This window comes from Streptomyces niveiscabiei (assembly GCF_001419795.1).
GTDB lineage: Bacteria > Actinomycetota > Actinomycetes > Streptomycetales > Streptomycetaceae > Streptomyces > Streptomyces niveiscabiei.
On sequence record NZ_LIRL01000514.1, the window covers coordinates 1 to 11,053 of the forward strand.

The window sequence follows — 11,053 nt, forward strand, 5'->3', positions numbered from 1 at the left end:
CCCCCCGCCCCCGCCGACATCGTGATCCTCGTCCCGATGTACCGCGAATCCCTGGAGACCTGCGAACGCTCGGCCACCGGCATGCTCCGCCTCGACTACCCCCGGGACCGCGTCACGATCCTCTGGCTGATCCCCGAGGGCGACACCCGCAGCGAGACCCCCGCACGCACCGCCTTCGCCGCCCTGGCCGAGGCAGGCTTCGACCCGAGATCGCGCGTGTGGCCCGTACCGGACATGCGCCCCAAGGGCCGCGCCCTGAACCACGCCCTGGACGGACTCGGCGCCCACGACATCGTCCTGTTCCTGGACGCGGACGTGATGCCGGGCCCGACGCAACTCACCGACGTGGTCCGGGAGTTCGAGGAGGGCGCCGACATCGTCGAGGCGTTCGAGTTCCAGGAGTCCCGCACCTGGGTGGGCCGCACGATCGCCGCCGAGAACGCCACCCACATCGCGTCGATGATCTTCCTCCAGCGGCGCCTGGGCACCGCGTTCCTCCAGGGCAGTTCCGTCTACGTCAGCACCACGTTCCTCGCGAAGACCGGCGGCTTCATCGAGGACGAGGCAGAGGAGTGCTTCGTCTGGTCGATGTTCGCGAGCCGGCACAGCCCGGACGTCCGGTTCCTCGCGAACTTCTCCTACGGCGCGCCGATCGACGAACTGGCGACGGCGCTGCGGCAACGCGTGCGCTGGCTGCGCGGCCAGCTCGCCGCGCTGAAACACCTCCCGTCACCGCGCCTCACCCCGGCGGGCCGCGTCGCGCTCGGCATCACGGGCGCGAGCATCGTGGCCCAACTCGCCGTACCGCCCGCCCTGTTACTGGCGAGGCGCGGCAGCCGTACCCGGCGGCTCGCCCTCGCGGTTCTCGGCCTGGAGGCGGCCCGTATCGCCCGTACCGCGGTTTCCCCCGAGTGGCGCCACCTCGGTATAAGGGACGGCTGGTGCACGCTCCTGGTGTTCGAGGTGCTTCAGGGCGCCGCCGGCTGGCGGGCCGTCCTGGAGCTGGCGACGGACAACCGGGTGTGGCACAGCGTCCGCGGCAGCGGGCCCGCGTGACGAGACATCCGAGAACAGAACAGGCAGGTACTCGTATGACCCGAGCAGTGCTTCCGGACATCGACTGGGTCACCGTCCCGGCCGGGGTCCTCGTGCGGGGGACGGACGAGCGGGACGTACCCGCACTGGTGCGCGACCACGCCGACCTCGGCATCCCGGCGGACTGGTTCCTCAAGGAGTGCCCCCGCGTCGAGCTGGCCGTCCCGCAGTTCGCGATCAGCCGTACGACGGTGACCCGCGCCCAGTGGGCGCCCTTCGCCCGGGAACAGGGGCTGCCCGAACAGCCCGCCGACGACCACCCGGTCACCGGCGTCGACTGGAAGACGGCCACCGAGTACTGCGCCTGGCTCGCCGACCGCACCGGCCTGCCCGTACGGCTGCCCTCCGAGACCGAGTGGGAGCGCGCGGCCCGCGGCGACGACGCCCGCGCCTACCCCTGGGGCGACCGCTTCGACGACGCCCACGCCAACCTGCTGACCGCCGGGAACGGCGGCCCTGTGCCTGTCGGCTCCTTCCCGTCCGGCGCCGGCCCCTTCGGCACCCTCGACATGGCGGGCAACGTCGACGAGTGGACGTCGACCCGGTACGAGCCGTACCCGGGCGCCCCGGCGAGCGTGCCGCCCGCCGAGAACTGGGCGAGCGACCCGCACGTGACGCGCGGCGGCTCCTGGCGCCACAACCGCGACCTCGCCCGCTGCGCCCGCCGCCACGCGGCCTACGACGAGACACCGCATGACATCGGGTTTCGGCTCGCGGCAGGCGACTGACCCTTCCGGGCCCTGCCGCCGGCCGGCGGGGCCCGGCCCCCACCGGCCAGTACCGAGGAGAGGCATGAAGGCCATCGAGGTACGCGGTCTCCGCAAGGAGTACCGGATTCCGCAGAAGGAACCAGGACCGGCAGGCACGCTCAAGCACTTCCTGCACCCCCGGTACCGGGCGAAGACGGCGCTCGACGGGGTCGGCTTCGAGGTGGAGCCCGGCGACTCGGTCGGCTACCTCGGCTCCAACGGCGCCGGGAAGTCCACCACCATCAAGATCCTCACCGGTCTGATGACCCCGACCGCCGGCCACGTCCGCGTGAACGGCCTGGAACCGCACCGCGACCGCAGACGCCACGTCCGCGGCATCGGCGCCGTCTTCGGCCACCGCACCTCCCTGTGGTGGGACCTCCCGGTCGCCGACTCGTTCAAGACCCTCGCCAGCATGTACGAGATCCCGCAGGCGGCCTACCGCGCCAACCTGGCCCTCTTCACCGACCTCCTCGAACTCGGCGAGTTCCTGTCCGTCCCCGTCCGCCAGCTCTCCCTGGGCCAGCGCATGCGCGCCGACCTCGCCGCCGCCCTGCTGCACGACCCGGCGCTGGTCTTCCTCGACGAGCCGACCGGCGGACTCGACGTCAACTCCAAGGCCGCCGTACGCCAGTTCATCCGCCACCTCAACCAGCGGCAGGGCACGACCGTCTTCCTGACCAGCCACGACATGGCCGACATCGAGGGCATGTGCCGGCGGCTGATCATCCTCGACCACGGCAGCAAGGTCCTCGACGACGACATCGCGAGCGTGAAGCAGCGCCTCGCCGCCGACCGCCGTCTCGTGCTGACCGTGCCCGCCACCGAGGACGTCGACGAGGTCGCCCGCACGGTCCGCGCGACCGGCGTCACCTGCGAGGTCCTCGACCGGCAGCGCCTGTCCTGCGCCTTCGACCGCAACACCACCAGCGCGGCGCACCTGGTCGGCGCCATCATGCGCGACCACGAGATCGTCGACTTCGAACTGCGCGAACCCACCCTGGAACACATCGTGCAGCGTCTCTTCCGCCCGCGCGCCGCCACGGCGAGCGGCGGCGGTGACCTCCCGTGACGGCCTTCCGCAGCCTGGTCGGCGCGGCGGCCCAGGAAGCCTTCATGTACCGGGGCCGGTACGTGGTCGGCGTCCTCATCGGCCTGGTCCAGATCGCGGTGCTCTTCTACATCTGGCGCGCCATCATGGGCGACGGGCAGACCCGGTCCGGCTACGACTGGCCGCAGATGCGGACCTACCTCCTGATGTCCTTCCTGCTGACGCTGATCCTCTCGTTCGGCACCGAGGAACGCGTCTCGGCGAGCATCCGCGACGGCAGCGTCTCCATGGAACTCCTCAAGCCCGTCCACTACTTGACCCTGCGGGCCTCCGAACTGACCGCCGCCCTGCTGATGGAACTCCTCTCCGTCGGCATCTGCCTCGCGGCGGCCGTCCTGACGGTCCTCCCGGCCGTCGCCCCCGCGAGCGGCACCCGCACCCTGCTGGTCCTCTCGTTCCTGCTCGCCATCGCCCTGAAGGCGGCCATCGCGGTCACCACCGGCGTCATCTGCTTCTGGACGACCAACGTCCTCGGCCTCATCGCCTGCCGCCAGGCCCTCGCGCTCCTGCTGTCCGGCGCCATGTTCCCCCTCCAGATGCTCCCCGACTGGCTGCGCGCGATCGCCTACGGGCTGCCCTTCCAGGGCTCCTTCAACACCCCCACCCTCATCTACTTCGGCCGCGTCGAAACCGGCGAGGCGGCCGGGCTCGTCGCCCTCCAGATCGCCTGGCTCGCCGTCCTCGCGGGCGTGACGGCGCTGCTCCTCCAGCGTGGCTTCCGGCGGCTGGACAGCTATGGCGGCTGAACAACGGACGTACGCCGTACGGCACTTCGCGCTGCTCCTGCGCCTCCAGTACCGCGCCAAGTCCGCCTACCGCGCCGACCTCGCCCTCCAGATCGTCTCGGCGCTCCTGCGCCAGGGCACCTGGCTGGCCTTCATGCTCGTCCTGCTGCGCCGCACCCCGGCCGTGGAGGGCTGGACCACCTGGAAGATGATCTTCCTGTACGGCCTGGCCACCGCGCCCCTCGGCCTCAACGTCCTCCTCTTCGACGGCGTGTGGAAACTCGTCGAGCTGATCCGCAAGGGCGAACTCGACGCCCTCCTGCTGCGCCCCGTCGACCCCGTCCTGCACCTCTACACCCGCAACGTCAGCCTGCACGGCCTCGGTGACCTCGCCGTCGGCTGCGTCGCCATGGGGCTCGCCGCCGGCCACCTCGACCTGAGCATGTGGACGCTCCCCGTCCTGCTGATGTGCGTGCTCTGCGGCAGCGTGATCTACGGCTCCGTCAACCTGGCCTCGGCGTCGCTGGCCTTCTGGTTCCGCGAGGTGAACAACGTCCCGTTCCTCGTCCAGCAGTTCACCGACCTGGCCCGCTTCCCCCTGCACCTCTACCCCCGCCTGCTGTCGGCGGCGTTCATCTTCCCCCTCCCGTTCGCGTTCGTCACCTACCTCCCGGTGACCGCGCTGACCGGCGACACCTCCCTGTGGGTCCTGCCGGCCGCCCCGGTCGCCGCCGTCCTGCTCCACCTGCTGGCCCGGTCCGTGTTCCACCGCGGCCTACGGCGCTACGAGAGCGCCGGGAACTGAACTTTCCGCATTCCCGAGGAGAGTGACACCCCATGAAGTTCACCGACGGGTACTGGCTGTGGCGCGAAGGCACCACAGCGGTCCATCCCGCACAGGTGTACCGCGTCACCCCCACCCCCGACTCCCTGACCGTCCTCGCCCCCGTCAAACAGCTGAAGACCAAGGGCGACCTCACCAGCGGCCCCGTCGTCACCGTCCGCTGCACCAGCCCCATGCCCGACGTCATCGCCGTCGACATCAGCCACTTCTACGGCGACCCTCCGGCCGGCCCCGAACTCGACCTGGACCTCTCCCGCGCCGCCCCCGTCGACGTGACGGTCGACGACGAGGCCGCCGTCCTCACCAGCGGCGACCTGTCCGTACGGTTCACGCGCGGCGACACCTGGAGCATGGACTTCCTCGCCGGCGGCCGGGTCCTGACCCGCAGCGGCGACCGGGCGATGGCCGTCATCGACTCCGACGGGAAGCCGTACGTCCGCGAACAGCTCGACCTCGGCGTCGGACAGCACGTCTACGGGCTCGGTGAACGCTTCGGGCCGCTCGTGCGCAACGGCCAGTCCGTCGACATCTGGAACGCCGACGGCGGCACGTCCACCGAACAGGCCTACAAGAATGTGCCGTTCTACCTCACCGACGCCGGCTACGGGGTCTTCGTCCACCACAGCGGCAAGGTGTCCTACGAGGTGGCCTCCGAGGCCGTCGCACGCGTCCAGTTCAGCGTGCCCGGCCAGAGCCTGCGCTACTACGTCGTCCACGGCCCCACCCCCAAGGACATCCTGCGCCGCTACACCGCGCTCACCGGCCGCCCGGCCCGGCTGCCCGCCTGGTCGTACGGGCTGTGGCTGTCGACCTCGTTCACCACCTCCTACGACGAGGACACCGTCACCTCGTTCATCGACGGCATGGCCGAACGCGACCTGCCGCTGTCGGTGTTCCACTTCGACTGCTTCTGGATGCGCGGCTACCAGTGGTGCGACTTCGCCTGGGACGAGGACGCCTTCCCCGACCCGCCGGGCATGCTGAAACGCCTGAAGGAACGCGGCCTCAGGATCTGCCTGTGGATCAACCCCTACATCTCCCAGCACTCCCCCCTCTTCGAGGAGGGCAGGCGGGCCGGCTACCTGCTGCGCAGGCCCGACGGCCGGGTGTGGCAGTGGGACCGGTGGCAACCCGGCCTGGCCGTCGTCGACTTCACCAACCCCGCCGCCCGCACCTGGTTCGAGGACAAGCTCGGCGCGCTCCTCGACATGGGCGTCGACAGCTTCAAGACGGACTTCGGCGAGCGCATCCCCCTGGACGTCGAGTACTTCGACGGCTCCGACCCCGAGCGGATGCACAACCACTACGCCCACCTCTACAACGAGGTCGTCTTCGGCGTCCTCGAACGCCACCGGGGACACGGCGACGCCGTGCTGTTCGCCCGCGCCGCCGCGGCCGGCACCCAGCGCTTCCCGGTGCACTGGAGCGGCGACGGCGAGGCCACCTTCCAGGGCATGGCCCAGAGCCTGCGCGGCGGCCTGTCCCTGGGCCTGTCCGGGTTCGGCTACTGGAGCCACGACATCGGCGGCTTCACCGGCCGGCCCGACGCCGCCGTCTTCAAACGGTGGATCGCCTTCGGGCTGCTCTCCTCCCACAGCCGCCTGCACGGCGGCTCCTCCTACCGGGTGCCGTGGACGATCGACGAGGAGTCCGTGAGCGTCCTGCGCGACTTCACCCGCCTCAAGATGCGCCTCATGCCCTACCTCGCCCGCATCGCCGACGAGGCCCACACCGAGGGCCTGCCCATGATGCGCCCGATGATCCTGGAGTTCCCCGACGACCCGGCCTGCGCCTACCTGGAGACCCAGTACATGCTGGGCGACTCCCTCCTCGTCGCCCCCGTCTTCAACGCCGAGGGACACGTCCGCTACTACGTCCCCGCAGGCACCTGGACCAGCCTCCTGACCGGCGAGACCATCACCGGCCCCCGCTGGGTCGACGAACAACACGGCTTCGACAGCCTGCCCCTGCTGGTCCGCCCCGGCACCGTCCTCCCCATCGGCGCCGTCGACGACACCCCCGAGTACGACTACGCCGCAGGCGTCACCCTGCGCCTGCACACCCAGCCCGCGACGCCCCTCACGGTGACCGACATCGTCACCCCCGACGGCACGCTCAGCGCCTCCTTCACCGTCGACCACGCCGACGGCCGCACCCGCGTCACCCCCGACCGGCCGGTCCCCGACTGGTCCGTCCTCCTCGCCGGCGCCCCCGCACCCGCCACGGTCGAACACGCCACCGTGGAGCACACCCCGGACGGCGCGCTGCTGCGCCCCGTACCCGGCGCCCCCGGCATCGCGTTCGGCGACTGACCCTCCGGCCCACGACTCCAAGGGACGCACCCATGCGCGCCATCGACCTGCCCGAAAGCCCGACGGGGCACGCCGCCCCCCTCACCCACGTCGCCCTCCGCGCCGACGCCCGCCGCCTGGCGACCGCCTCCTACGACGGCACGGTGATCATCTGGGACACCAGCACCCCCGACGACGTGGCCCGCCTGGCCAGCCTCAAACACCGCCGCCTCGTCAACTCCTCGGCGTGGAACCCGGCCGACCCCGGGCTCCTCGCCACCGCGTCGGCCGACAAGACCGCCGCCGTCTGGCACGTGGCCGACGACGGGGCCAGCAGCCTCGTCACCGTCCTCGCCCGGCACACCGACGACATCAACTCCGTCGCCTGGATGCCGGACGGCCGCAGACTCATCTGCGTCTCCGAGGACGGCCGCGCCACGGTCTGGGACGCCCGCACCGGCGCCTTCCTCTCCGAGATCGGCTCCCACACCGCGCACTGCATGATGGTCTCCGTCAGCGCCCAGGGCCTGGTCGCCACCGTCGGCGAGGACGGCCTCGTCTCCGTCACCGCCCCCGACGACGGCACACCGCCCGTGACCCGCCGCTACGACTCGTCCGTCGAGGGCTGCTCCTGGTCCCCCGACGGCACGGCCCTCGCGATAGCCCGCGACGACGGCACGGTCGAGCTGCTCTCCCGCACCCTGGAGCCCCTCACCAGCCTCCAGGTCTCCCGGTCCGCCGCCCGCAGCGTCGAGTGGTCCGACGACGGCCACACCCTCATCGTCGGCGCCTACGAAGGCGGCCTGCACTTCTACGACCGCTCCGGGCGCCGGCTGCGCCAGATCGACGACGCCCGGATCTGGCCGAGGTCCGTCTCCACCGCCGGCGGCCTCGTCGCCGCCGGCAGCTTCTGGGGCGCACCCCACCTCCTCGCCCTCGACGACGGCCGCGAACTGTCCGCGCCCACCACCCCCACCTACGGCCCCAACGCGCTGGCCCGCAGGGGCCATCAGCTCCTCGTCGGCTGCGACTCCGGCGCGGTCCTCGCCCTCGACCCCGACGACCCGCGGGCCCCCGCCCAGGTCCACCAGGTCACCGACGGCCCCGTCCTCGCCCTGGCCGTCCGCGCGGACACCTTCTACGCCGGGACCTACGACGGCAGGGTCATCAGCTGGGCCGGCGGACCCGACGACGGCGTACGGGCCGTGGGCGAGCCCCTCGGCGCGCCCGTGCCGTCCCTGTGCCTGGACGGCGACGTCCTGATGGCCGGCACCTACAACGGCGAACTGGTCGCCCTCGACCCCGACACGCTGGAGGTGATCGACCGCCACGAGGCGCACGGCGGCTCGGTGAAGTCCCTCGTCTCCCTCGACGGCCCCGGCTTCCTGTCGGCGGCGACCGACCGGACCGTGGCCGCCGGAGCCTACGCCGACCGCGAACCCCTGTGGGAACACGGCAACCTCGTCAACGCCGTCGCCCAGCTCGCGGGAGCCGTCGTCGCCAGCGCGTCGCGCGACCACACCGTCAAGGTGGGCCGCCTGTCCGCCGGCCGCACCACCGGCGTACAGACCCTCCTCGGCCCCGACGAGTCCGTGAAGTGCGTCGGCCTCCTCGGCACCCCGGACCGCCCCGTCGTCCTCGCCGGCTCCTACGACTTCCACCTCTACGCCTGGGAGATCGACTGGACGGACAGCACCGCGACCCTCGCCTCCGGCCGGGTCCTCGACGAGTTCGGCCAGGGCCTGTCCTGCATGCTCCCCTGGGACACCGACCGGCTGGTCGTCGCAGGCTGGGACGGCCGAATTGCCCTCGTGGGCCGGGGCGGCCGGCACACCGTGGAGGTCCTGTCCTCGATCCGGCTCGACGACCTGTTGTCCATGACCGCCTGACCCGGTGGCCGCTTCCTCGTGCCGCATCCGGCGACGGCACGAGGAAGCAGCCGCCTGCGAAGATGGGCCCGCGCGGGAGGAGCGACCCATGGTGCGGGGAAGAGTGACACTGGCCGACGTGGCACGGCACGCGGGGCTGTCGGTGACGGCGGCGTCGCTGGTGCTGAACCGGCGGCCCGGCACCCGGATCTCGCAGGAGGCGCAGGACCGGGTCTTCGCCGCCGCCGAGGAGCTCGGCTACCGGCCCAACGTCGCCGCCCGCAGCCTCCGTACCCGCAAGACCGCGACGATCGCCTTCGTCTCGGATGTCGTCGCCACCACCCGCTTCGCCGGCGACATGATCCGCGGCGCCCTCGAAGCGGCCCGCGAACGCGACCACGTCCTGCTGATCGCCGAGACCCAGGGCGACCCGCAGGCCGAACAGCAGGCCGTGGAAGCGATGCTGGACCGCCAGATCGACGGGTTCGTGTACGCGGCCATGGCGTGCCGCCGCCTGACCGTGCCCCCGGCGATGGCGAGCCGCCCCACGGTCCTCCTCAACGCCGACAGCACCGAACCGGTGCCCGCGATCCTCCCGGACGACGAACGCGCGGGGTACGACGTGGCGACGCTCCTCCTGGAGCACGGCCACCGGCGTATCGCCGTGCTCGGCCGGGCCGGCGCCGTCGAACGCGACCCCCGCCGCTCCCTCGCCGCAGGCCCCCGCCTGCGCGGCATCCGGCGCGCGCTGGAGCCGTACGGAGTCCGCCTCACCCCCGGCGGCCGGGCCGACGAGTGGCAGCCCGGCGACGGGTACGAGGCGATGCGCGGCCTGCTGGGCCGCCGCACCCCGCCGGGGGCCGTCGTCTGCATGAACGACCGGCTGGCCCTCGGCGCCTACCAGGCGCTGGCCGAGGCGGGGCTGTCCGTGCCGGGAGACGTCTCCGTGGTCTCCTTCGACGACGACCCGATCGCGGCATGGCTGCGCCCCGGGCTGACGACGGCCGCGCTGCCGCACGAGCGGATGGGCCGGCTGGCCGTGGAGACCCTGCTCGACCCGGGCCGCGAACCCGGCGTGCAGTGGGTGCCGATGCCCCTGCGGGTCCGCGGGTCGGTCGCGGCGCCGCCCGGAACAGCCCTTTGATAAAACGATTTAGCCTGCTAGCTTTCCCGCAACGTCTGTGAGCGAGAGGCACGTCGATGTTGCGCTTGCCCGATCACTGGGTGTGGGACAGCTGGTACACGCGGGACGACGAGGGCCGCCACCACGCCTTCTTCCTCAGAGCGTCCCGCGCCCTCCTGGACCCCGCCCGCCGCCACCACCGCGCCTCGGTCGGCCACGCCGTCTCCGACGACCTGCGTACCTGGCACCTCACCGCCGACGCGCTGACCGCCGCCGACGGACCCGCCTGGGACGACCTCGCCACCTGGACGGGCTGCGTGGTCCGCGCCCCCGACGGCCGCTGGCACCTCTACTACACGGGAGTGAGCCGCGCCGAGGACGGCCTCGTCCAGCGCATCGGCCTCGCGATCTCCGACGACCTCCACACCTGGCACCGCCACGGCGACAAGCCTCTCGTCGAGGCCGACCCGGCCTGGTACGAACGCCTCGGCGCCGGCACCTGGTACGAGGAGGCGTGGCGCGACCCCTGGGTGTTCCCCGACCCGGCGGGGGACGGCTGGCACATGCTGATCACGGCCCGGTCGGGCCAGGGCCCCGCCGAGGGCCGGGGCGTCATCGGCCACGCCCGCTCGGCCGACCTCCTCGACTGGACCGTGGGCCCGCCCCTCACGCGACCCGCCGGGTTCGGCCACCTGGAGGTGCCGCAGGTCGCCGTCGTCGACGGACAGCCCCTGCTGCTGTTCTGCACCAACACCCCGCACCCGCGCGCGGACGAGGGCCGCCTGTGGGTCATCCCCGGCCCGTCGACGCTGGGCCCCTGGGACCCGGCCGCGGCGATCCCCGTACCCGGCCCGGACCTCTACGCGCCCCGCCTCGTTCAGGCGGGCGACGGGAGTTGGCGGCTCATCGGGTTCGTCGACGAGCGGGACGGGGCGTTCGTGGGGGAACTCTCCGACCCCGTCCCCGTGCGCTGGACCCCCGACGGGGGACTGCGCCCGCCGCGCTGAGGACCCGCGCCGGGCGGCCGACGCCCCGTCAGCCGCGAGGCCGCGCATGCGAAGCCCGCAGCATCACCGGCATCGGCACCCGCTGGACGACCGGCTCCGCCCCGCCGTCCAGCAGCAGTTCCACGGCGGTCCGCCCCAGCCGGTAGTGCGGCAGCGCCACACTCGTCAACCCCGGACGCACCCACACCGCGAGGTCCGAGTCGTCGAACGACACCACCGACACGTCGTCCGGCACCCGCA

The 11,053-nt window shown here is 72.4% G+C and carries 10 protein-coding genes; 9 read left to right on the forward strand and 1 reads right to left on the reverse strand.

Going from position 1 to position 11,053, the window contains the following annotated elements; all coding sequences use genetic code 11:
• From AOK24_RS24395 to AOK24_RS24435, 9 genes are all read left to right on the forward strand, one after another.
• Positions 1 to 1,056 (forward strand): glycosyltransferase (locus AOK24_RS24395; protein ID WP_055722215.1); only part of this gene is annotated, 1,056 nt, incomplete at its 5' end.
• Between the two features lie 35 nt (positions 1,057 to 1,091).
• Positions 1,092 to 1,823: a formylglycine-generating enzyme family protein gene (locus AOK24_RS24400; protein WP_055722216.1), complete on the forward strand. Its 732-nt coding sequence runs from the start codon at positions 1,092 to 1,094 to the stop codon at positions 1,821 to 1,823.
• Positions 1,824 to 1,887: 64 nt separating this feature from the next.
• Entirely contained in the window at positions 1,888 to 2,916 is a 1,029-nt protein-coding gene (locus AOK24_RS24405; RefSeq protein ID WP_055722217.1) for an ABC transporter ATP-binding protein, read from the forward strand.
• Positions 2,913 to 3,701, forward strand: coding sequence for an ABC transporter permease (locus tag AOK24_RS24410; protein WP_055722218.1), 789 nt, complete (start codon positions 2,913 to 2,915; stop codon positions 3,699 to 3,701). Before AOK24_RS24405 ends, AOK24_RS24410 begins: the two co-directional genes overlap by 4 nt.
• Positions 3,691 to 4,485 carry an ABC transporter permease gene (locus AOK24_RS24415; protein WP_055722219.1) on the forward strand — a complete coding sequence of 265 codons (795 nt, stop codon included), beginning with the start codon at positions 3,691 to 3,693 and terminating at the stop codon, positions 4,483 to 4,485. Before AOK24_RS24410 ends, AOK24_RS24415 begins: the two co-directional genes overlap by 11 nt.
• 32 nt (positions 4,486 to 4,517) lie before the next feature.
• Complete coding sequence (yicI, locus tag AOK24_RS24420) at positions 4,518 to 6,836, forward strand: alpha-xylosidase (RefSeq protein WP_079056976.1); 2,319 nt, start codon at positions 4,518 to 4,520, stop codon at positions 6,834 to 6,836.
• 32 nt (positions 6,837 to 6,868) lie between these two features.
• The gene (locus AOK24_RS24425; RefSeq protein WP_055722220.1) at positions 6,869 to 8,704 is read left to right on the forward strand and encodes a WD40 repeat domain-containing protein; all 1,836 of its coding nucleotides are present in this window, start codon (positions 6,869 to 6,871) and stop codon (positions 8,702 to 8,704) included.
• Positions 8,705 to 8,792: 88 nt separating this feature from the next.
• Positions 8,793 to 9,827, forward strand: coding sequence for a LacI family DNA-binding transcriptional regulator (locus AOK24_RS24430; protein ID WP_055722221.1), 1,035 nt, complete (start codon positions 8,793 to 8,795; stop codon positions 9,825 to 9,827).
• 56 nt (positions 9,828 to 9,883) lie between these two features.
• Positions 9,884 to 10,813 carry a glycoside hydrolase family 68 protein gene (locus tag AOK24_RS24435; protein WP_055722222.1) on the forward strand — a complete coding sequence of 310 codons (930 nt, stop codon included), beginning with the start codon at positions 9,884 to 9,886 and terminating at the stop codon, positions 10,811 to 10,813.
• A 28-nt stretch (positions 10,814 to 10,841) separates the two neighbouring features.
• Here the strand turns inward: AOK24_RS24435 and AOK24_RS24440 are convergent.
• A partial coding sequence (locus AOK24_RS24440; RefSeq protein WP_159051963.1) for a substrate-binding domain-containing protein occupies positions 10,842 to 11,053 on the reverse strand: 212 nt, incomplete at its 5' end.